The sequence below is a fragment of the Agrobacterium sp. 719_389 genome (genome assembly GCF_900188475.1).
In the GTDB taxonomy this organism is placed as follows: Bacteria; Pseudomonadota; Alphaproteobacteria; order Rhizobiales; family Rhizobiaceae; genus Agrobacterium; species Agrobacterium radiobacter.
The window spans coordinates 375,186-397,088 of sequence record NZ_FYEM01000003.1 but is presented as its reverse complement, the minus strand read 5'-3'; the positions used below and the strand labels follow the sequence as shown (position 1 = coordinate 397,088).

The 21,903-nt window shown below is 60.7% G+C and carries 20 protein-coding genes; 10 read left to right on the top strand and 10 right to left on the bottom strand.

The window, feature by feature from the left end:
* Window positions 1-26 precede the first annotated feature (26 nt).
* Entirely contained in the window at window positions 27-1,823 is a 1,797-nt protein-coding gene (locus CFB10_RS08865; RefSeq protein ID WP_020010962.1) for an acyl-CoA dehydrogenase C-terminal domain-containing protein, read from the bottom strand.
* Window positions 1,824-2,200: 377 nt separating this feature from the next.
* Here CFB10_RS08865 and podJ point away from each other — a divergent pair, with 377 nt between their 5' ends.
* From podJ to CFB10_RS08840, 4 genes are all read left to right on the top strand, one after another.
* Window positions 2,201-5,950, top strand: a complete 3,750-nt coding sequence (gene podJ, locus CFB10_RS08855; RefSeq protein ID WP_026363780.1) for a cell division protein PodJ — start codon at window positions 2,201-2,203, stop codon at window positions 5,948-5,950.
* A 264-nt stretch (window positions 5,951-6,214) separates the two neighbouring features.
* The gene (locus CFB10_RS08850) at window positions 6,215-7,141 is read left to right on the top strand and encodes a sulfite exporter TauE/SafE family protein (protein WP_020010964.1); all 927 of its coding nucleotides are present in this window, start codon (window positions 6,215-6,217) and stop codon (window positions 7,139-7,141) included.
* Complete coding sequence (locus CFB10_RS08845) at window positions 7,138-7,965, top strand: TIGR02186 family protein (RefSeq protein ID WP_020010965.1); 828 nt, start codon at window positions 7,138-7,140, stop codon at window positions 7,963-7,965. Before CFB10_RS08850 ends, CFB10_RS08845 begins: the two co-directional genes overlap by 4 nt.
* Before the next feature lie 159 nt (window positions 7,966-8,124).
* Window positions 8,125-8,562, top strand: coding sequence for a universal stress protein (locus tag CFB10_RS08840; protein ID WP_020010966.1), 438 nt, complete (start codon window positions 8,125-8,127; stop codon window positions 8,560-8,562).
* Window positions 8,563-8,640: 78 nt separating this feature from the next.
* Here the strand turns inward: CFB10_RS08840 and pdeM are convergent, their stop codons facing one another.
* Window positions 8,641-9,369 (bottom strand): ligase-associated DNA damage response endonuclease PdeM, encoded by a 729-nt coding sequence (pdeM, locus tag CFB10_RS08835; RefSeq protein ID WP_020010967.1) that lies wholly within the window; start codon window positions 9,367-9,369, stop codon window positions 8,641-8,643.
* A 28-nt stretch (window positions 9,370-9,397) separates the two neighbouring features.
* Window positions 9,398-11,983: a ligase-associated DNA damage response DEXH box helicase gene (locus CFB10_RS08830; protein ID WP_244559857.1), complete on the bottom strand. Its 2,586-nt coding sequence runs from the start codon at window positions 11,981-11,983 to the stop codon at window positions 9,398-9,400.
* 56 nt (window positions 11,984-12,039) lie between these two features.
* Here CFB10_RS08830 and CFB10_RS08825 point away from each other — a divergent pair, with 56 nt between their 5' ends.
* Window positions 12,040-12,543, top strand: coding sequence for an Rrf2 family transcriptional regulator (locus CFB10_RS08825; RefSeq protein WP_020010972.1), 504 nt, complete (start codon window positions 12,040-12,042; stop codon window positions 12,541-12,543).
* A 98-nt stretch (window positions 12,544-12,641) separates the two neighbouring features.
* Complete coding sequence (locus tag CFB10_RS08820) at window positions 12,642-13,103, top strand: carboxymuconolactone decarboxylase family protein (protein WP_020010973.1); 462 nt, start codon at window positions 12,642-12,644, stop codon at window positions 13,101-13,103.
* Between the two features lie 26 nt (window positions 13,104-13,129).
* Here the strand turns inward: CFB10_RS08820 and CFB10_RS08815 are convergent, their stop codons facing one another.
* The 3 genes from CFB10_RS08815 to CFB10_RS08805 form a co-directional block, all read right to left on the bottom strand.
* Window positions 13,130-13,771, bottom strand: a complete 642-nt coding sequence (locus tag CFB10_RS08815; RefSeq protein ID WP_020010974.1) for a YitT family protein — start codon at window positions 13,769-13,771, stop codon at window positions 13,130-13,132.
* 72 nt (window positions 13,772-13,843) lie between these two features.
* Entirely contained in the window at window positions 13,844-14,455 is a 612-nt protein-coding gene (locus CFB10_RS08810) for a YitT family protein (protein ID WP_026363783.1), read from the bottom strand.
* Window positions 14,456-14,589: 134 nt separating this feature from the next.
* Window positions 14,590-15,531 carry a class I SAM-dependent methyltransferase gene (locus CFB10_RS08805; protein WP_020010976.1) on the bottom strand — a complete coding sequence of 314 codons (942 nt, stop codon included), beginning with the start codon at window positions 15,529-15,531 and terminating at the stop codon, window positions 14,590-14,592.
* A gap of 169 nt (window positions 15,532-15,700) precedes the next feature.
* On the opposite strand from CFB10_RS08805, the gene CFB10_RS08800 reads away from it, so the two are divergent.
* Window positions 15,701-15,967 carry a DUF6460 domain-containing protein gene (locus tag CFB10_RS08800; protein WP_003493739.1) on the top strand — a complete coding sequence of 89 codons (267 nt, stop codon included), beginning with the start codon at window positions 15,701-15,703 and terminating at the stop codon, window positions 15,965-15,967.
* Window position 15,968: 1 nt separating this feature from the next.
* Window positions 15,969-16,466, top strand: a complete 498-nt coding sequence (locus CFB10_RS08795; protein ID WP_020010977.1) for a CAP domain-containing protein — start codon at window positions 15,969-15,971, stop codon at window positions 16,464-16,466.
* A 142-nt stretch (window positions 16,467-16,608) separates the two neighbouring features.
* Here the strand turns inward: CFB10_RS08795 and CFB10_RS08790 are convergent, their stop codons facing one another.
* Both CFB10_RS08790 and CFB10_RS08785 read right to left on the bottom strand, forming a co-directional pair.
* On the bottom strand, window positions 16,609-17,700 hold the full coding sequence (locus CFB10_RS08790; RefSeq protein WP_020010978.1) for a quinone-dependent dihydroorotate dehydrogenase: 1,092 nt from the start codon (window positions 17,698-17,700) through the stop codon (window positions 16,609-16,611).
* The gene (locus tag CFB10_RS08785; RefSeq protein WP_020010979.1) at window positions 17,700-18,053 is read right to left on the bottom strand and encodes a DUF952 domain-containing protein; all 354 of its coding nucleotides are present in this window, start codon (window positions 18,051-18,053) and stop codon (window positions 17,700-17,702) included. The genes CFB10_RS08790 and CFB10_RS08785 overlap by 1 nt, the downstream gene beginning before the upstream one ends.
* A gap of 253 nt (window positions 18,054-18,306) precedes the next feature.
* Here CFB10_RS08785 and CFB10_RS08780 point away from each other — a divergent pair, with 253 nt between their 5' ends.
* Complete coding sequence (locus tag CFB10_RS08780; protein ID WP_020010980.1) at window positions 18,307-18,957, top strand: response regulator transcription factor; 651 nt, start codon at window positions 18,307-18,309, stop codon at window positions 18,955-18,957.
* Between the two features lie 112 nt (window positions 18,958-19,069).
* Window positions 19,070-19,720: a helix-turn-helix transcriptional regulator gene (locus CFB10_RS08775; protein ID WP_006313323.1), complete on the top strand. Its 651-nt coding sequence runs from the start codon at window positions 19,070-19,072 to the stop codon at window positions 19,718-19,720.
* A gap of 68 nt (window positions 19,721-19,788) precedes the next feature.
* Here CFB10_RS08775 and CFB10_RS08770 read toward each other — a convergent pair whose 3' ends face one another.
* Both CFB10_RS08770 and uppY read right to left on the bottom strand, forming a co-directional pair.
* Complete coding sequence (locus CFB10_RS08770; RefSeq protein ID WP_020010981.1) at window positions 19,789-20,541, bottom strand: polysaccharide deacetylase family protein; 753 nt, start codon at window positions 20,539-20,541, stop codon at window positions 19,789-19,791.
* Between the two features lie 26 nt (window positions 20,542-20,567).
* Window positions 20,568-21,863 carry a Wzy-type polysaccharide biosynthesis protein UppY gene (uppY, locus tag CFB10_RS08765; RefSeq protein ID WP_020010982.1) on the bottom strand — a complete coding sequence of 432 codons (1,296 nt, stop codon included), beginning with the start codon at window positions 21,861-21,863 and terminating at the stop codon, window positions 20,568-20,570.
* Window positions 21,864-21,903 lie beyond the last annotated feature (40 nt).

The following is a 21,903-nucleotide window of genomic DNA, read 5'->3' as shown; positions in this document are numbered from 1 at the left end:
CTGCGGCGTGTTTACCGCCAACCTTCTCAGAATGCTTCCGCAGCCAGTTCCATCATGGTGTCCGCGCCGGTTTCGATGCGGGCCTTGCGCAGCGCCGTTTCCGGCATGATGCGCTCCATATAAAACTTTGCCGTGACGAGCTTGGTCTTGAGGTAATCCTCGTCCGAAGCGGCACCGGTCGCAAGCGCTTCGCTGGCGGCTTTCGCCATGCGCGCCTGCATGTAACCCAGCACCACGATGCCGAAGAGGTGCATGTAGTCGGTCGAACCGGCACCGGCATTGTCGGGCTTGGCCATGGCGTTCTGCATGAACCACATGGTTGCGGCCTGCAGGTCGTTCAAGCCCTTCTTCAGGCCCTTGGTGTAGAGGCTGAGCTTTTCGTCGGCGCGGTTTTCCTCACAGAAATCGCCGATTTCCTTGAACAGCGCCATGACGGCGCGGCCGCCATTCATGCCGAGCTTGCGGCCCACCAGATCAAGCGCCTGGATGCCGTTGGCGCCCTCATAGATCATGGTGATGCGGGCATCGCGGACATATTGGCTCATGCCATGTTCCTCGATGTAGCCGTGACCACCAAAGACCTGCTGCGCCATGACAGCATGGTCGAAGCCCTTGTCGGTCAGCACGCCTTTCAGGATTGGCGTAACGAGGCCGAGCAGGTCGTCTGCCGCCTGACGCTGCTTCTCGTCAGCGGCGCGGTGGGCGATATCGGATTGCAGCGCCGTCCAGAGGAGGAAGGCGCGGCCGGCCTCGTTGTAAGCCTTGATGGTCATCAGCGTGCGGCGGATATCGGGATGCACGATGATCGGATCGGCCTTCTTGTCGGGGAATTTCGCACCGGAAAGCGAACGGCCCTGAATACGCTCGCGGGCATATTCGACAGCGTTCTGGTAGGCGATCTCGCCAACGGAGAGACCCTGCAGGCCGACGCCGAGGCGGGCTTCGTTCATCATCACGAACATGGCGGAGAGACCCTTGTTCTCCGCACCCAGCAGATAGCCCGTCGCGTCATCGTAGTTCATGACGCAGGTGGCGTTGCCGTGAATACCCATCTTGTGTTCGATCGCGCCGCAGGTGACGCCGTTGCGTTCACCGAGCGTGCCGTCTTCCTTCACGAGGAACTTCGGCACAATGAAGAGCGAAATGCCCTTGGTGCCTTCCGGCGCACCTTCGATGCGGGCAATCACCAGATGGACGATATTGTCAGTCATGGAATGTTCGCCGGCGGAGATGAATATCTTCTGCCCGGAAATCTTATAGCTGCCGTCGCCCTGCGGCACGGCCTTTGTGCGCAGCAGGCCGAGATCGGTACCGCAATGGGGTTCGGTGAGGTTCATGGTGCCGGACCAGGAACCTTCGACCATCTTCGGCAGGTAGGTTTGCTTCTGCTCCTGCGTGCCATGCACGAGGACGGCGGCAATCGCACCCTGCGTGAGGCCCGGATACATCATCAGCGACAGGTTGGCCGACGACATATATTCGCCGATAGCCGCATGCAGCGTATAGGGCAGGCCCTGCCCGCCGAACTCCGGCGGAACGGCAAGACCGATCCAGCCGCCTTCGCAATAGGCGTCGTAGGCGTCCTTGAAACCATCGGGCACGGAGACCGAACCGTCATCGGCGCGCTTGCAGCCTTGGCTGTCGCCGGAAAGGTTGAGCGGGAAAAGCCGCTCCTCGGCAAGCTTTGCGGCCTCACCGGTGATCGCCTCGATCATGTCGGGGGTTGCATCCTCAAAGCCGGGCAGGTTGTTATACCGCTCCAGGCCGAGAACGTCGTTCAGGATAAAAAGCGTGTCTTTGACTGGGGCCTTGTAAACAGGCATTACCGATGTTCCTCCGCATCGTGGGGGCCGGCGATAATCCGGCCGATATGGGATGACAATATTTGACGTGCGCGTAAACGTCAAACAAATTTCGGCGGAATATCGCCTCCCCTTTTCCGCGGAATGGATGGCCGGTCCTGCTCATGGCTCTCACGCGCCACAAAAGTTAAAAAATTCCGACCATAGTTAACCACTTCTTTACCACGTTTCGTGAATTCTCCCGAGAGAGGTAACTGCTTCGTACTCCGGCGCATTTTCCTCAACGGGGGCAAATACCGGCTCTGGAATTGCTGCATGTTGCGGCGACGGCGTGTTCAGGCAGGCAACGTCGCGACAGATAACCGGGCACGGCGGGCGGAAGCGAAGCGAGCGAAAAGATGAACGGATTGCGATCGAAAAACCAACAGCCAAGCGACAGATCGTCTCTTGATGCTCTCAATCGCACCATTGAAGGCCTCGAAGCCCGCATCGAAGGGCTGATGAGCCAGAAGTTTCCGCGCGACCCTCGGGGTGCGAGCGCTCAGGCCGAGCCCAAAAACGAAGCTTATGCCGCGCCCCGCGAGCCACGCGCCAGTGTTACCCCGCCGCAGCTCGACCCCGTGAACGAAATCCGCCAACGCCAGCGCCTCCTCGAAGCAAGCTTCCAGCGCCCGCAGGAACCCGCCGCCCGCCCGGAACGGACGATTACCAGACCGCTTGCGCCGGAATACCGTCCGAGGGACGCGCAGCAGGCCGCAGCCGCTCCCGCCCCGCGTACACGTTCCATTCCGTCCTATCAGGAACCGCAACGCAACGACGCGGCCCTGCAGGAGATTGCGCAGGCGCTCGTCAATCTGCGGCATGAACTGAAGCACGATATTGCCGAGGGCGTTGCGCGCGAAGCGCAGGGCCTGCGCGCCGAAATCCGCAATATTCGCGCAGTCGCGGAAGACCAGCAGTTCATTGGCGACCTGCGCGACGATATCGCACGGCTGGCCGGCAGCATAGACCAGCTCGGCAATCTGGCATCGCCTGACGCCTACGGGCTGCGCAACGAATTCGAAGACCTGCGCCTGACGATCGACCAGCTTGCGCGCGAAGACAGCGTGCACCGGATCGAAAGCCTCTGGAACAATGTGGAAGACACGCTGCGTGGTTTCGACGCCGGCGCGCTGCAGGATGAGATCGTTTCGCTCGCCTATCGTCTTGATGACATCAAGACTCAGCTTGGCGGCATGAGCAACAATCCGGCCGTGCGCGTGCTCGAAGACAAGCTGATCGCGATTGCCAGCGCCGTAGAGCAGCTCGGCAAACATATGAAGCCGAACGAGGCCGCCTTTAGCGAGCAGTTTTCCGGTCTCGACCAGCGGCTGGATGAAATCAGCCGCGCCATTGCCGCCACCGGCACACGCGCGAATGCACAGGCAACGGACAATGCGCTGGCGCAGCGGCTGGAAACCCGGCTGAACGGCCTTTCCGAACAGCTCGGCGACATCAACCGCCTTGCCGCCGCCAAGCCGGAACCGGCGCTCGATCTCACCGCCCGCCTTGAAGCGCTGGCCGGCAAGATCGATGAGCTCAGCACCGCCCGCGACGCCGCCCAGCTGCACGAGCGGCTGGACCAGCTCTCCCTGCTGCTGGAGCGTTCGCAGCGCCCTTCGCAGCAGGCGGAGCTGACATCTTTTCTGAGCGATATTTCCCGCAAGATCGATGCGCTCGACCACGGCGCCGTCAATGATGGTCTAGCCGAACGGCTCGACACGCTGTCGCGCCGGATCGAGGACCTCGACTATCGTTACAGCCAGCCGCAGGCCGCATCCGGGCTCAGCGAAAGCGCCTTTTCGCGTCTGGAAGAGCGGCTCGGCAATATTGCCGCCCGCCTGGACGAAACCGCCCACGCCGCGCCCGCCGACAGCCATGCGCTGGCCAGCCTCGAAAACCAGATCGCGCATCTGTCCACGCTGATCAGCCAGCCCGTGCAGATGCAGGCGACAGGCATGTCGCCGGAACTCGACGCGCGTATGGCGGCGATCGAAGACTACATGGCCTCGAACGATGAATATATCATCGAAGCGGCGCGGCAGGCTGCCGAAGCAGTTCTGGATGCCTATACCCGCAACAATCTCTCGGCCGGCGCAAACATCGCCGACATGACGATGCTGACCGATCTTGCGACCGACCTGCGCAGTCTCGAAGCGCTGAGCCGCAATACCGAAGAGCGCACGCACCGTACCTTCGAGGCGCTGCATGAAACGCTGGTGCAGATCGCCGGCCGGCTCGACAGCCTCGACAACGCACCCGCCTATCGTGACGAAACGCCCCGCAACGTCGCGCAGCAGATGGTCGCCCCCGCCCGCGAAGAAGCGCCCATGCCGGCCGCCATCTTCCCGGAGGAAGGCTATATTGCCGAAGAACAGGCCATTCTCGACGATAGCAGCGAGAACGACGCGGCAACGATCGTACCACCCGCCGCCGCAAAGCCCGCAAAAGCGGAAAAGACAAGCCTGCTTGCAGGCCTGACGAAGCGTTTCAAGACCGGTACGGCGAAGACCGCCAAGACCGCTGAAGAACCCGTATCGGCCTCCTCCACCCGCACGCAGGTCGAGCCCGCTCCCTCGCTCGATCCGATCGATGTGCTGCCCGCAGGTCAGGAGAACGAACTTCTGGAGCCGGGTTCAGGTGCCCCCGATATCAAGAAAATCCTGGAACGCGTGCGCGCCAGCCAGGTGGCCGCCAGCGGCAAGGCTGCGGATGCGGAAGGACGGACGGATTTCATCGCCGCCGCCCGCCGCGCAGCGCAGGCCGCCGCCATGGAAACATCGCCGGAAAAGCTTGAAACCGGCAAAAAGAGCCGCAAGGCCGACACCTCGGCACTTTCCCGCTATCGCCGCCCGCTGCTGCTTGGCATCGGCGCCATTCTTCTTGCCATGATGGCCATGCCGCTCGTCAAGACGCTGATCGGCGGCGCGGAAGCCCCGGCGCCGGTCATCGAGCAGAAGATGGACAATGGCCCGGTTTCAGCACTTCCCGAGACTGGCGAAAAGGCCGTCACCATTCCGTCCGATCTCGCCATCGATCCGGAACAGTCGGCATCCGCTGACAGCATCGAAAATACCGCACCGGCGCAAAATACCATTGATAATCGCACCATAGGCGGTGCGCCGCTGCCGGACGAGCCGCCGGTTGCCGATGTTCCCGCTGTGGATCCCGCAAATTCCGGCGCCGTCGCGCAGAACGAAGCTCCAAAACCGGCTGAGGTCGCCGCCACGGCCGCTCCTGCCCAGGATGCCATCGCGGTTCCCGCTGGCATCGAGCCCGCATCGCTTGCCGAAGCCGCCGCCAAGGGCGAGACGCAGGCGCTGTTCGAGATCGCAGCACGCTACACCGACGGCCGCGGCCTTGCCGCCGACCGTGCCGAAGCGGCAAAGTGGTACAAGCTGGCTGCCGATCGCGGTCTTGCGCCGGCGCAATATCGTCTTGCCAATCTCTACGAAAAGGCGAACGGCGTCGAACGCAACCTTGCCGAAGCCAAGCGCTATTACACGTTGGCGGCCGAACAGGGCAATGCCGGCGCCATGCACAATCTCGCGGTCCTGCTCGCCTCCGACGCGGCCGGTCAGCCGGATTTTGCCGCCGCCGCACAGTGGTTCATCAAGGCCTCCGACCTCGGTGTGCGCGACAGCCAGTTCAACCTCGCCATTCTCTACGCCCGCGGCAGCGGCGTAAAGCAGGATATCGAAGAATCCTACAAGTGGTTCGCCATCGCCGCCAGGGACGGTGACGCCGACGCCGCCCAGAAGCGCGACGAAGTGGCAGGGGCACTGAACCCGCAGCAGCTTCAGAGCGCCAAGGCCAAGGTGGACGCCTGGAAGGTCAAACCGCTTTCGGAAGACGCCAACAGCGTCAACCCGCCTGAGGAATGGGCCGGCAAGGAGGGGGTAAAGACCGCCTCCGTGGACATGGAAAAGGCGATCCGCAATATTCAGGCGATCCTGAACAAGAACGGTTTCGACGCAGGCCAGCCCGATGGCAAGCTTGGCAAGAACACCGTAACCGCCATCAAGGACTTCCAGAAGTCCGTGGGTCAGGCACCCGACGGGCGCATCACCAACGAGCTGGTGACCGCGCTTCTCGCCCGCAACAAGTAAGCGTTCTGCAACTGGTGAAGCGGCCCCCTTGGCCGCTTCCGGGCAACCCGGCGCAGGAATGTGGCGGCCTGTCGACACACGACCGCTATCTTTCCAAATTATCAACGTATTTACCGTTGAATGTTGACAGGTCAGGCCCTCGCGGGCATGACGGATGAAGGTCGGGCACGCCCGGTCTTTTCAGACAGAAAGTGTAAATCGCGGCGCGGCCCCCTCACCCGGACAGGCCCTGCCGCCCGGAACCATTTGCCCGAGGTCCGAGCCGTGACTGTCTATCTGCCGATCGCAGAACTGTCGGTGAATATTTTCATCATTCTCGGCATGGGCGCGGCCGTCGGTTTTCTTTCCGGCATGTTCGGCGTGGGCGGCGGCTTTCTGATCACGCCGCTTCTGATTTTCTACAATATTCCCCCCGTGGTGGCCGTGGCGACAGGCGCAAACCAGGTGGTCGCCTCCTCCGTGTCAGGGTCGATCACCCATTTCCGGCGCGGAACGCTGGACGTGAAGCTCGGCAGCGTGCTGCTTGTCGGCGGTCTTGTGGGGGCGACGGTCGGCGTTTGGATATTCTCCTTCCTGCGCAGTATCGGCCAGCTCGATCTCATTGTTTCGCTGCTTTACGTCATCCTGCTCGGCACCGTTGGCGTGCTGATGCTGAAAGAGAGCATTTCGGCGCTGCGCCGCGCCGCCCGCAACGAAACCGTGACGCTGCGTCGGCCGGGGCACCACAACTGGGTGCATCGCCTGCCGCTGAAAATGCGGTTCAAGAAATCGAAGATCTATCTCAGCATCATTCCCGTCGTCACGCTGGGTTTCGGCATTGGTATCCTCACCTCGATCATGGGTGTCGGCGGCGGCTTCATCATGGTGCCGGCCATGATCTATCTCCTGCGCATCCCCACCAGCGTGGTTGTCGGCACTTCGCTGTTCCAGATCATTTTCGTGACCGCCTATACGACCGTCGTTCAGGCCGCGACCAACTATTCCGTCGACGTGGTGCTGGCCTTCATCCTGATGGTGGCGGGCGTCATCGGCGCGCAATATGGTGTGCGCGTCGGCCAGAAACTGCGCGGTGAACAGCTGCGTGCTTTGCTCGCCCTTCTCGTCCTTGCGGTTGCGCTTCGCCTTGCGGTATCGCTGGTGGTGCGGCCGGAAGACCTGTTTTCGGTCGCCGTCGGGGGGTTAGGTTATTGACCCGCCATTTGCGGCTTGCCGCCCTTGCCCTGCTCTCATGTCTTGCCCTCGGGCAAACTGCTTCGGCGCAGACGCCGCCGCTTGCCCTGCCGCCCGGGCCGCAGCAGCGGTCCCTGCTGGAAAATATCGAAATCGGCGCATCGACGACGGAAATTCCCATTGCGTCGGATTTTCGCGGGGCGGATTTCACGCTCTTCGGTGCGCTCAACAATACCGACCAGCTGCTGCTTGCCATCGGGCAATATGATATCGTCGTGACGCTGGAAGGGCCGAGCGACTATATGACCGTGCGCAAGAAGGAGCGTGTGGCGGGCATCTGGATCAATACCAGCGCCATCACCTTCACGCCGCTGCCGGAATCCTATTCCATGGCCAGCACGCGCAATATCAGCGACATCGCCTCGCCCGGCACACTCAGGGCCATGGGGCTGGGTGTCGACCATCTGTCGCTGAAAAGCGCGGTGTTTTCCGGCGTGCCCGACAATGTCTTCGATTTTCAGGAAGCCTACCGTCGGCTCAAGCTTTCCAGCGGCATCTATCGCAACGACACGACCGGGGTGCGGCTGGAACGCACTGGCCTGTTCTGGGCGACACTTCGCCTGCCCGCCAATGTGCCGAACGGCGTGCATACCGCCCGCGCCTATCTTTTCAAGAGCGGCAAATTCATCGCCCAGCGCGAATTGAAACTGCGTGTCGTCAAGACCGGCATGGAGCAGGCGATCACCGACGCGGCGCATCAGACGCCGCTTGCCTACGGCGCGCTCTGCGTTCTGCTCGCCGTCGTGACCGGCTGGGGCGCCAGCATCATCTTCCGCAAGGACTGACCGCTCTTCCTCCTGCAAAATAGGGCGCAGGCGACCCTCTGCGCCAAAGATAGCATTCGCTTCCTTCATCTGTTTGCGGTAAAATTCAAGGCGTTACAACCACGCACACAGCTCTTGGCGGCCAGTGTGGCTGTGACCGGGATGAAAAGGAGAAATGTCATGTTCAAGCACATTCTCATTCCCACCGATGGCTCGCCGCTGGCGCAGATCGCAATCGACCAAGGGTTCGCTCTCGCCAAGGAGGCAGGCGCAAAGGTGACCGTGGTGACGGTATCGGAACCCTTTCATGTGATTGCCAGCGATGTCGAGGACATTGCCGCCATTGCCGAAGAGGAATTTCACCGTTGCGAAGAGGCGGAGCATCTGCTGCGCGATACGCAGGCGCACGCCGCCGCCATGGGGCTCGATTGCGAAGCGCTGCTGGCGCGGGCGGGGCGGCCGGACGAGGCGATCATCGAAATCGCCGATAAGACCGGCTGCGACCTCATCGCCATGGCCTCGCATCGGCGCAGGAGCTTCGTGGAAATGCTGCTCGGCAGCGTCACGGCCAAGGTGCTGAAGAATTCGAAGATACCGGTACTGGTCTACCGGCAATAGAGCATTTCCTGCAAAAATGCGTAGCGGCTTTGCGTCTGGACAATGCGTAGAAACAAAAAGATAACGGCGACGATGCGCTCAGCCGATGAGATTTGAAAATCGCACCGAATAGATGCGATCCCTGCCCATCAGATGCGCGACGAGCGCGGCATGATCGAACAGCCCGCGCATGGCTTTATGCCGCAAATCCAGCCCACCGCTCATCACCCCGAATGCCGGCATCAAAAGCCGTGAACCGTCGACGGCGAAACAGGGGCGTCGCACCGTTTTCTCGCGACGGCGCACGGTTGCAGAAGGATGCAGGTGCCCCGCAATTTCACCCGCGGCATCTCCCAGCTTCGGCTCATGGCGGAAGACGAGATTGCCATAAAACATCTCGTCCACCGAAGAACCCGGCAGATCGACCGTACCGTCGGGGTCGTGGTTGCCATTGATCCATATCCACTCGCGGCCACGGGCCATCTCGCGGATGAGTTCGCGCAGCGGCAGCGGCAGATGCTCGGAACCGACGCGATCGTGGAAATTATCGCCAAGACTGACGACGATCTTCGGATCATAGCGGCGGACGAGGGAGGACAGGATCTTAAGCGTGGCGATGGTGTCATAGGGCGGCAGCATGCGGCCACGCCTTGCAAAAGCCGCGCCCTTTTCCAGATGCAGATCGGAGACGACGAGCAATGACAGGTCAGGCAAGTATAGCCCGCCCAACGGGTCGCACCAGGCGGCGACGCCGTTGATGGCGGTGTCGCTGCCAAGGCATTCGAAGCCATTGGAAAACCTGTCGCTCAATGTCAGCCGGCTCAGCACTTTTATCGTTGTTCCTTCATTGCATGTTTCAGGACATGGCCTCGGCGATAAGCTCATCGGCAGCCTCGGCCAGCACATCGTCCATCGCTTCGCCCGCCACCGTCTCACGGCCGATTTCCAGCATGACCGGAACGGCAAGCGGCGAGACATGTTCCAGCGCGCGGTGGGTGGTGTGACCCTTGATTCGCTTCAGCATATCGCCAAGACGGCCAATGTCCAAAAGTCCAGCCGCGGCATCGCGCCGCGTCGCTTCCAGCAGGATATGATCCGGCTCATGGCTGCGAAGAACGTCATAAATAAGATCGGCAGACACCGTGACCTGACGGCCGGTCTTTTCCTTGCCGGGATGGCGGCGTTCGATCAGCCCGGAAATGACGGCGCAGTTGCGAAAGGTGCGCTTCAGCATGAAGGATTCATCCAGCCATGCTTCCAGATCGTCGCCCAGCATGTCCTCATCGAGGAGGTTGGCCAGTGACAGGCGGCGGGATTTCAGCCGCATGCCGATATCCTCCATCGCCCAGATGGCCAGCGAATAATCGGTGGCGACGAAGCCCATGGGTTTTGCGCCCGCACGCTCCAGCCGGCGCGTCAAAAGCATGCCGAGCGTCTGGTGCGCCAAGCGTCCCTCGAAGGGATACATGACCATGAAGAAGCGCTTGCGGAAGGGGAAGGTTTCCACCAGCAGTTCGTCGCGCCTGGGAATGATCGATTTTTCCCTCTGGATCGCCAGCCAGTCACGCACCTGATCCGGGAGCGCATGCCAACGCGTCGGGTCTGACAGCATGGAGCGCACCTGATCCGCGAGGTAGGTGGAAAGCGGAAACTTGCCGCCGGCATAGGAGGGTATCTTCGGGTCCATGGAAAAGGCCTGCGAGACCAGACATTCATTCTCGCGGATACCTTCGAAACGCAGCACCTTGCCGGCAAAAAGGAACGTATCGCCCTGCACCAGCTGCTCGAGGAAATATTCCTCGACCTTGCCGAGCGACATGCCGCCGCGCCCGACCGTGCCCTTGGGATTGCGCCTGACCATGCGGACATTGAGTTCCGCCGCCTCGACGATGGTGCCGAGGTTCAGCCGATATTGCTGTGCGACGGCGGGATTGGAGACACGCCAGCGACCGTCCTTCATCTGGCGGATGCGGGCGTAACGCTCATAGGTGCGCAGCGCGTAGCCACCGGTGGCGGTGAAATCCACCACCCGGTCGAAGGTAGCGCGCGGCAGGTCGGCATAGGGCGAGGCGCTGGTCACTTCGCGGTAAAGATCGTCGGCATCGAAGGGTTCGGCGCAGGCCATCCCGAGAACATGCTGGGCGAGAACATCGAGCGCGCCTTCGGCAATCGGCGGCGTATCCTGCGCGCCGATATAATTGGCATCAAGGGCTGCCCGGCACTCCATCACCTCGAACCGGTTGGCGGGAACGAGGATCGCCTTTGACGGCTCATCCATGCGGTGATTGGCGCGGCCAATGCGTTGGGCCAGGCGGCTCGCCCCCTTTGGTGCGCCGACATGCACGACGAGATCGACATCGCCCCAGTCTATGCCGAGATCGAGCGTGGAGGTGGCGACGACGGCGCGCAGCCGGTTTTCGGCCATGGCGGCCTCCACCCTGCGGCGCTGACCGGCATCCAGCGAACCGTGATGCAGGGCAATCGGCAGATTGTCGTCATTGATCGTCCAGAGTTCCTGGAAGATCAACTCCGCCTGCGAGCGGGTGTTGACGAAGATTAGCGTCGTCTGGTGGTCCTTCAGCGCAGAGTACAAATCCTTCATGGCGTAACGCGCCGAATGGCCGGACCATGGGATGCGCTCTTCCGTGTTCAGGATGGAAATATCCGGTTTTGCCCCGCCCTCGACGGTGATGAGGCCAGCGGGCGGCTCACCCTGCCCCTGCGGCGCAAGATAACGGCGCAAATCCATCGGCTCCGCCACCGTAGCCGAAAGACCGATGAAACGCACATCGGGCGCGTGCCGGCGCACACGGGCAAGCGCCAGCGACAGCAGATGGCCACGTTTGGAGGTGACGAGCGAATGTAATTCGTCGAGCACCACATATTTCAGGTCACGGAAAAAGCGCTCGGCCTCCTTGTTGGCGAGCAGCAGCGAGACCTGTTCCGGCGTCGTCAGCAGAATATCCGGCGGCTTCACCTTCTGGCGCTGGCGTTTGCCCTGCGGCGTATCGCCCGTGCGGGTCTCGATGGAAATCGGCAGGCCCATTTCGGAAACGGGCCTGGTGAGGTTGCGCTCGATATCGACCGCAAGCGCCTTGAGCGGCGAGATATAGAGCGTGTGCACGCCGACAAAGCCCGAGCCCGGCGGCACCTTGCCGCGCTCTGCCAGATCGGTGAGCGAGGCCATGAAGCCGCCCAGCGTCTTGCCGGCGCCCGTGGGCGCAATCAGCAGCATGTTCTCGCCGCCGCGCGCCCGCGCCATCAGCTCCAATTGATGGGCGCGCGGAGACCACCCTTTTTCGACAAACCATTTCTGGAATGAAAGGGGCAAGGAGCCGACATGGGTGCCGGAAATGGGAGACTCGGTGTGTTTCACCCCATCAAGGTAGTGAAAAGCCCGCGAAAAAGAAGAGCGCAACAGGGCCGCTTGACAGGAAAGCATAATCGTGGATAAATAATATCCATGATAATGACACAAACCACACAGAGGCAAGTCGGATGAAACTCGGGGACGGCGTGGAACAGGCCATTCACAGCGTGGGCATGCTGGCGGGACTTTCCGAGGGCGGTGTGCTTTCGGCGGCGGCGCTGGCGGAATTTCACGGCGTTTCCACGAGCTATCTTCTGAAACACCTGCAGTCGCTGTCCAATGCCGGAATAGTAGCCACCGTGCCGGGGCCGAAGGGCGGTTATCGTCTGGCCCGGTCGCCCGACACGATCACGCTGCTCGATATCGTGCTTGCCGTCGAAGGGCCGCAGCCTGCCTTCCGGTGTGCGGAAATCCGCCAGCGCGGACCGAACCCCTTGCCGGGACGTTATTTCACCAAGCCCTGCGGCATCAACGCCGCGATGCTGAAAGCGGAGAAGGCCTATCGGGCGGAGCTCGCCAAAACCACCATCGCCGACATTCTGGGCGATCTTGCCGCCAATGATGATGGCGGGATTGCCGCGCGCGGCTGCGCCTTTCTGGAACTGAACGAGCGCAAGACAGCGACGCGCTGAGGCCCAAAAGACAGGATCTCCGAAATACCGGAAGCATCACAGCTTTCCGGACCGATGACGCATGCCCTTAAACAGACCCAACCAATGGAGAGAGACCCATGAAAACCCGTTTGAACTATGCCAAAGCATCCCCCGAAGCCTTCAAGGCCGTGATGGCGCTGGAAAACTACGTCCAGGGCAGCGGGCTTGAGCGCCGCTTTGTTCACCTCATCAAGCTGCGTGCCTCGATCATCAACGGCTGCGCCTTCTGTGTGGACATGCATGTGAAGGAAAGCCGTCATGACGGCCTTTCCGAACAATGGATCAACCTGATGAGCGTGTGGCGGGAATCCCCCGTTTATACCCAGCAGGAACGGGCGCTGCTCGGCTGGGTGGATGCGGTGACGAAGATTGCCGAAACCGGCGCGCCGGATGACGCCTTCGAGACGCTGAAGGCGCATTTCTCCGATGAGGACATCGTGAAGATCACGGTCGCCATCGGCGCGATCAACACCTGGAACCGCATCGCCGTCGGTTTCCGCTCGCAGCATCCGGTCGATGCGGCTGCAAAGGCGGCCTGACCTCTTAAACCCAAAACGGGCGACCGCTACATGGCGATGTAGCGGTCGTTCCTGTGATTGATGGCAAGGGTGAGGTTCATGACCAGCGCGCCAAGGATGGAGCAGAGGATGACGAAAGGTGTGGCCACGAAGAACGAGCAGGCGAGCACCATGCCGTCAAAGGCGAGCTGCACGAGGCCCGCGCGCCAGCCGAAACGATCCTGCAGATAAAGCGCCAAGATGCCGAAACCGCCGAGGCTGGTGCGGTGGCGAAACAGCGCCAGCATGCCGGCCGCAACCGTCAGCCCGCCGAAAAGGGCGGCAGCAACCGGATTGATACTCTGAAAGGCGAAGAAGCCGGGCATATATTCGGAAAGCAGCGCCGTCATCGCGATGGCGCAGAAGGTCTTGACCGTGAAGGCGAGGCCGAGGCGGCGGAAAGCGAGATAATAAAACGGCAGATTGGCAAGGAAAAACACCACGCCGAAGCTGAAGCCGGTGGAATAATGCGCCAGGAAGGCAAGCCCCACCACGCCGCCCGTCAAAAGGCCCGCGGACGAAAACAGCGTGACGCCCAGCGAGACCAGCATGCTGCCCGCCAGAACGCCCTGCGCGTCTTCCAGCAGCGAATGACGATCCGGCGCGGAGGCCCAAAGGTTCAGGCGCCTGCGCGCAGTCGTATCGTCCATGCCTTTTCCCCTGATTTTCAGGCCATCGCCGAGCTATTGCACTCAAGCAGGACGGATTTCAAGCGTGCCTATTCAGCGCACGACGATATATCTGTCAGAGCGGTGATTGATGGCCAGAAACATGTTGAGAACAAAAGCGCCGACAATCGAATAGACAACCGTCGCAGGATCGATGACGAGGAAGGCGCAGAGCATGACGAAGGCGTCGAAGGCCAGCTGGATCAGACCGGCGCGGATGCCGAAACGGTCCTGAATATAGATGGCGAGAATGCCGATACCGCCGAGGCTGGCGCGGTGACGATAAAGCGCCAGCAATCCGTAACCCAGAAGCAGTCCGCCGAGCAGCGCGGCCCAGAGCGGATTGATGCTGTCAATCACCATCCAGCGCGCTTCCACCTCTGTCAGCACTGAAACGAGGCCGATGGCGATGAAGGTCTTGAAAGAGAAAGCGAGACCAAGGCGGCGGAAGGACAGGTAATAAAACGGCAGATTGACGAGGAAGAACAGAAGGCCGAAGCTGATGCCGAAGGCATAATGAAGGAGGAAGGCGACGCCGGCGGTGCCGCCGGTCAGAAGGCCGACCTTGTTCAGGAGATAAAAGCCGAGCGCCGAGACGATGGCGCCGGTGACGATGCCCTGCACGTCTTCCACTGGCGCATGTCTGGCCGGATCGGAACTCCACATGCCGTAAACGCTTCTCGTTATGCTCACGCTTTTTTCCTCAGGTTCAGACATATTTTGCACTGCAAAAAACAGCTGATCAAGATGGATAAGTAAGCAAGACTGACCTATCGTGAAAAAGGCAAGAAACGGAATGTTCAGGCTTTAGCGCGGGCAAGAAAAAGAATGCCGGAAAGGGGTTTTCCGGCATCCTTGCGAATGGTGGTTTTGCGTATTTCGAGGAGGGAAAAGCCAGTCCGCTCAAGAAGGTCGGTCACATAGCTTTTGGAATGGGCGTAACGAAGGGATTCCCGCAGGATAAAACCGTCCTCATCCCCCGCATCCTCCACCGAGAAGGCAAAAAAGCCTGAAGGCCTGAGCAGGGTGGAAACAAGCGGCATGACGGCTTCGAGGCTGCCGAGATACATCATCACATCGGCGGCGGCGACGAGACCGGCGCGGTGCTCCGCCAGCGCCGTTGTGAACAGGCCGGAGGCCTCTGCTTCCAGCGAAAGATCGGCCTGGCCCAGATAATCGTAAAGCCCCTTTTCCTCCGCCTTGGCCAGCATGTTCTGGGAGATATCGAAACCTTCAAGCCGTCTTGCAAGGGCGCGGATTTCGACACCGAGGAGACCCGTGCCGCAGCCGATATCGACAATGGTATCGAAGACGCCGCCATCCACCGCTTTGCCGATCAGTTCCGCAAGCTTTTGCGGCACGCTGTAGTCAAGCTTCTCCACAAGCGAGGTTTCGAAACGGTCGGCATAATCGTCGAACAGCCCTTCCACATAACGGCTCGGCGGCTGCTCGGGTGTTTCCGCGGCGCCGAGAACCGCGAGCTTCAGTTCGGCTGCAAACAGCCCTTCCGTATCCAGTTCGGCGACTTTCTCGTAAGCCGCCACGGCTTTTGCGGTCTCCCCCGCCTTTTCATGATATTCCCCGAAACGAAACCAGCCCGCCGTCCACCGTGGCGCAAGTTCAAGCGCCTGTTCCATGAGTTCGGCGGCGGCGGGATAGTCACCGCCCTCCGCCAACATGCGGGCATAGTCCGCCCGGCGGTCGGCAATGACGTCACCGGAAGAAAACTGGTTTGGGGCCATCAATTATTTCCTGAGAAGATGCCGGCTGTCATTTATCAAGCCATAAAAAAACTCAAGTCCTATTTCATGGCCCCTGCGTGGAATTGACGGATATGGCGCGATATAGTGCGCGAAAACTTGCATCGAAGCGGTGCGCCCCATATGTCAGGATAAAACAGGAGACTTGCTGATGGCCGGTGAGGTCAACAAAATGCTGGGTGATACGGTGGCCCGCACCGTGGTGAAACTGCTCGTCGTTTCATTGCTCGTCGGCTTTCTGATGGCGATCTTCGGATTGACGCCGTGGAACATCATCTACGGCGCGCGTGATTTCGTGGTCGATCTGTGGCGCAGCGGTTTCCATGCGCTCGGCGCAATCGGCGACTATCTGATCCTTGGCGCAACGATCGTCATTCCCGTTTTCATCATCCTGCGCCTCCTGAGCTATCGCCGCTGACATGACAGATTCCACGCTTCAAACGCTTTCACGGCGCGGCTTCGTGCTGCTTTCCGCCGGTTCCGTTCTTTCCGCCTGCGTTTCCATGCCCACCAACAAGGGCATGCCGTCAGGCACCCGCGATGAGACCGCGGCAGCGCTTCCGATGGTCAACGAGTTGCGCCGCTCGAAAGGGCTTTCGCCGCTCGCCATCAATGGCGCGGCTAGCAGCGCCGCCGCCTATCAGGCCGGCCGTATGGTCAAGGCGCAGAAGATGGCGCATCTGATCGGCCTGACCGACAGTTTCCTCATCCGCATGAAGGACGGCAGTGTACCGCTACCCGCGGCGGAAAACGTGGCCGCAGGTCAGGACAGCGTCGAGCGGGTCGTCAAGGCCTGGATCGGCTCCAAACACCATCTCGAAAATATGCTGGGTCCCTATAATGGTCTCGGCGTCGCGGTGGCCTATGACGCCGCCAGCCGCAACCGGCCCTATTGGGCGATGGTGCTCTGCGCTTGAGATATTAGGCCCGGGGCGGGCGAAAAACGCTGATAGATTTCGCCACTCCGCCAGCGATGCTGAAAAAGCGTCCTCCTCAGCCGTCATCCTCGAGCTCGACCCGAGGATTGGCGCACTCTTTTTTCAAGCAGCCTGCCAACGCTCAGCCAAGCTTGCGGTCAGCCCAGCGGTCCACCGCGCTGTCGCGCAGTTCGCGGATCGACTCCACGCCCTCGCGGGCGACCAGCTTCGACAGTCCCTTGACGGTGGCCGATGGCAGGCCGGGACCTTCATAGACCATGCAGGAATAAAGCTGCACGAGATCGGCCCCCGCCCTCACCTTTTCCAGCGCCGTTTCCGCGGATGAAATACCGCCAACGCCGATAATCGGCAGATTGGCGCCGACGCGACGGCGCATCTTGGCGAGAACGATGGTGGAAAGCTCGAACAGCGGCTTGCCGGACAGGCCGCCGGCCTCGCCCTTATGCGGACCGGGGCGCAGGCCTTCGCGGGAGAGCGTGGTGTTCGAGACGATCAGGCCATCGAGATTATGGGCGAGCGCCTCTTCGGCAACATCATCCAGCCCCTCTTCGGTCAGATCGGGCGCGATCTTGAGGAAGACCGGGATGCGTTTGCCGAAACGTTCGGCTTCCGCCTTGCGGCGCTCCAGCACCGCCGTGAGAAGGGCGGCAAGGCTTTCGCGCGCCTGCAGGTCACGCAGACCGGGCGTATTGGGCGAGGAAATATTGACGGTGAAATAGGACGCAACCGAATAAAACGCCTCGATGCCCTGCACATAATCGGCGATGCGGTCTTCGCTATCCTTGTTGGCGCCGATATTGACGCCGACAATACCGCGCAGACGCGCCTGCTTCAGACGTTCCAGTGCAGCGGCATGACCTTCATTGTTGAAGCCGAGGCGGTTGATGACACCTTCATCTTCGACCAGACGGAAGATGCGCGGTTTGGGATTGCCGGATTGCGCCTTCGGCGTGACGGTGCCGATTTCGGTGAAGCCGAAACCGAGCCTCAGAAGCGGCCCGGGCACTTCCGCATTCTTGTCGTAACCGGCCGCCATGCCGAGCGGATTGGGGAACACGAGACCCGCCACGGTCTGCTGCAGACGCGGATCGTGCGGCACCATGCAGGTGGGCAGAAAGCCGCTTTTCAGCGCCGCAATGGACAGGCCATGCGCTTTTTCCGGATCGACGAGAAACAGGCCCTTGCGGCCGACAGAGGAAAATAATCCGCTCATCACAAAATCTCCGGAAACTGGTGCTGGCCGTCGTGGCCGAGTGAAAGCGGCGTTTCCCAAAGCACGGCAGTCAAGGGAAGAGACGCGTAGAGATGCGGGAAAAGATCGCCGCCTCTGGAGGGTTCATAGACCAGCCTGTCGCCAAGGGCCGCGCCGTCGACTGCAATGAGAAGCAGATCGACCTGGCCGGAAAAATGCCGTGCGGCGGTCTCGGCCACCTGTTTTGCCGTTGAAAAGTGAATGAAGCCATCGGTCAGATCTATGGCCGCGCCTTCGAAGACGCCCTTCGCCCTGGCCGCATTCCACAACGTCTCCGGCACGATTTTATAGATGATCGCGGGCGTTTCCTGCATGGGGCTCTCCAAGGCTTTCCAGCGCTTTCCTGTCCGGGCGGTTTGCCGCAAAGCATGGCAATTGTCCACAGTTTCCACGGCATTTTTATTGCGGAAGCCCTGAAAGACCGCCTGTCCACAAGCTTTTCCTTGTAATGCGGGAGCGATTGGCGCAACCTTTGGCGGAGGAGCCGGAAGCGTTCGACCGCCGGCAAATGGGAGTGCGCCAGTACCCAAATAAAGAACCGCATAACGCCCTTGGGAGGGGGCCAGAATGTCGGAACTTGTCATTATCATAGCAGATGACCACCCGCTTTTTCGCGGCGCCCTGAAACAGGCCGTATCCGGCCTCGACGGGCAGCAGACCATTGTTGAAGCCGGAGATTTCGAGGCTGCCCGAAGTGCGGCCGCAGCGCGCCACGACGCCGATCTCATGCTGCTCGACCTCGCCATGCCGGGAGTGAGCGGATTTTCAGGCCTGATGGCGCTGAGGGCGGAGTTTTCCAGCCTGCCGATCGTCATCGTTTCGGCAACGGACGATGCGACCACGGTTCGCCGGTCCATCGAACTCGGCGCTTCCGGTTTCATTTCCAAGTCCTCCGGTATCGATGATATCAGAGACGGCATCCGCGCGGTTCTGGAAGGCGATGTCTGGATACCGGCAGGTCATCAGGGCGACAAGGAACAGGATCCTGACGTGGCCGATCTCATCGGTCGGCTGAGAACACTGACACCGCAGCAGAGCCGGGTTCTGGGCATGCTGGCCGAAGGGCTGCTGAACAAGCAGATCGCCTATGAGCTCCATGTTTCCGAAGCCACCATCAAGGCGCATGTCTCCGCGATCCTGCTGAAGCTCAAGGTCGACAGCCGCACGCAGGCGGTAATCCAGCTCGCCAAGATAAATACCTCGGCCATGGTGGCGTAGGGAAAGGATTTTATTCCTTTACTTGCTTTACTCCTGACCGGATATGGTCTAGATTCCGGTCAATATACGACAGGAGCTTTCCGCTATCGGCTCCACTTGCGGGCTTTCTATCATGCTTTCACACGAGACGATCTGGAGCGCCATCGATACGCTTGCCGAACGCCATCAGCTGACGCCTTCGGCGTTGGCGAAGCGCGCCGGCCTCGATCCCACCTCGTTCAACAAATCGAAACGTTTCGGGCCGGATGGCCGCAAACGCTGGCCTTCGACGGAATCCGTCTCCAAGGTGCTGGAGGCGACGGGGGCAAGCGTCGACCAGTTTTTCGGTTATGCTTTTGGCAGGGCGCAGACGATGCAGCCTTCAGGTGCCGACAACGCTATTCCCCTGCTCGGTTTCGCGCAGGCCGGTTCCGGCGGCTTTTTCGATGATGGCGGTTTTCCGGCCGGTCAGGGCTGGGATGTGGTGGAATTCCCTTCCTCTCCCGAGCGCAAACAGGGCGTCTATGCGCTGGAAGTGCAGGGTGAGAGCATGATGCCGCTTTACCGTGACGGCGACATCCTCATCGTGGAGCCGGGCGCACAGGTGCGGCGCGGTGACCGCGTGGTGCTGAAAAGCCGCGACGGCGAAGTGATGGCGAAGGTGCTGGCACGGCAAAGCCCCAAAAACATCGAGCTTCTTTCGCTCAACCCGGAACATCCCAATCGCAGCTTCGACATGGCCGATGTGGAGTGGATTGCCCGCATCATCTGGGCCAGCCAGTAGCCCGCAATTGCGGACACTGGCTTCCCGTTTCAGCCGTTGCGGCCCGGGAAACGCGCAGAGAATTTCCTCTACAGGCCGAGCGCCGTTGCCGCGGCATCGACCGTCATGATCTTCGCACCACCGGACACCGCCCTGCGGACGAGGCCCTGAAATCTGTCTTCAGGGCAACCGTAAAAGCTTGGTGTGCGCGAAACATCATGGGTGAAGATGATGAGCCAGCCGCCTTTCTGCAGAACATCTTCCAGCCACTGGTCGGCGGCGTTGAGGTAGTTCTGATCCGCACGCAACTCGACTGCGGCAAGATTATACGGGTCGATGCTGCCCCGGTTGATGCCAGGCATGATGCCGCGTGCAGTCCTGAACCGGCGCCGCAGCAGCGACTGCATGACCGGTGAGGCCATGCCGAAGGGAACGGAGAAATTGCGACCGTGGCGGCTTCCATCGAATGATCCGAGCACGGTGTCATTGCGATCGAGATCCGCCTCGAGCCCCCGTCGTGAAAAGCTCGAAAGTTTGCGATGGGAAAAGGTGTGGCAGGCAAGTTCATGGCCGGCCGCGGCCAGTTCCGAACAGCCTTTTGTGGAAATCATCTGCTGTTGTTCATCGTATTTGTCGATGAACACGCCGGCGATATAAAACGTCCCGCAGACGCCCTCGTTTTCCAGAATGCGCGCACCCGCCGTCCAGGCACTTGCCGGCACATCATCGAATGTGAAGGACACGATCGGTTCGGATGTTTCGATCCGTGCCGCAGGTCCCGGAAAATAGCGCACCAGCCGGTTATTGATCCGGTCTGCAAAAGTCCCGATTTTTTGCGTCATACAAAGCCCCCCGGCCTGTCTGCAAATTACTGCCCCTGTTCAAGTATGTCGTAAGCCTGATGCCTCAAACAATAGATTGCGATCAGCAGAGAAGACCAGATAGGCCCGGTTCCGGTAAAGAAATTACTCTCAAGACACGAAGAAAGCAGCGCATACACCCAAATTCGTGCAAAAAGTCGGGTCAGGCCCGGATCGGTGCCCTTGTCCACCGCCGTGCGGAAATCGTTCGCGGGGATGATGACCAGCCAGATGACGGTGAGAATGAAGGCCGGCAAGCCGCCATTCAGCAGGCTTTCAATATAGCCATTATGGGCATGAAAGGCTGTGACGGCCCAGGTGCCGGCTATATCGGCTTGCGACAGGAGCCGGTCGCTCGCCCAGAATGCCTGGAACCCTTGCCCGAAGATCGGCGATTGCGCAAAAGTGTCGAAGGACAGCCGCCATATGTCCGTGCGGCCAGTGAAGGTGGAATCGATGCCCAGGCTTTCGACAAAATTCTGTATGCTTGGGAAATAAGTGGAGCCGACCGCGGATATGTTGATGAAGGCCAGAAGACCGCCGATCATAAGCAGCGTGCGGTGGGCATGCCTTTCCATGATCCAGATCAGCGCGACGGTGACGGGCAAAAGCATGGCCGCGGTTTTTCCATTGGTCTTCCAGAGGAAAAAACCGGCCAGCAGCGTGATGGCGATGCCGCCCAGCGTCGACCAGGCGTTGCGCAGGTAAAGCCCGATCATGAAAAGAATGATCATGGCCGGAGCGGCGGCGTTCTTGTGGTTGAAAATGCCGCGCCAGTCTCCCGCGAGCGCTTTCTCATCGAGATCATAGGGCTGATGGATCGAGCGCGAACTGAGGAAGATCACCCCCAGATAACACAACGCCAGGAGAATGATGGCGAAGATAGCCATCATCCGGTCGAACTGCCGCCGGTCCCGCGGCATGACGACGAGAACGCTGGTGATGAAGCACAGGAGCGCCGTGAAGACCAGACGTTGCAGCGACGTGCCGGGCTGGGTTCCAACCACGGAGCATATCGCCAGCCAGAAGAACAGCAGCAGAATGGGCAGTCGCGGCCGCAGCAGTAGACCCGTCAGCCGGTGGCGCAGTGCAAAAACGCCGAGGATCAACGCGATCACGAGGCCGGTCAGCTGGTTTGCGGCGGCGTGCGGTACAGGTGGCGCTGCGAGATTTTCGAAAGGTGCGACGGAAATCCAGATATAGAGCATGGTGGCGACGAAAAAAATCGCGTCGCGCCGGCCGCCGGCAAGGGATATCGCACTGCCCTGCGCAGAGAGGGGCTGCGTGTCAGCCAAACGCGGCATGGTCGCCTGCACCTGATATGGATGATCGGATCATTGGCCT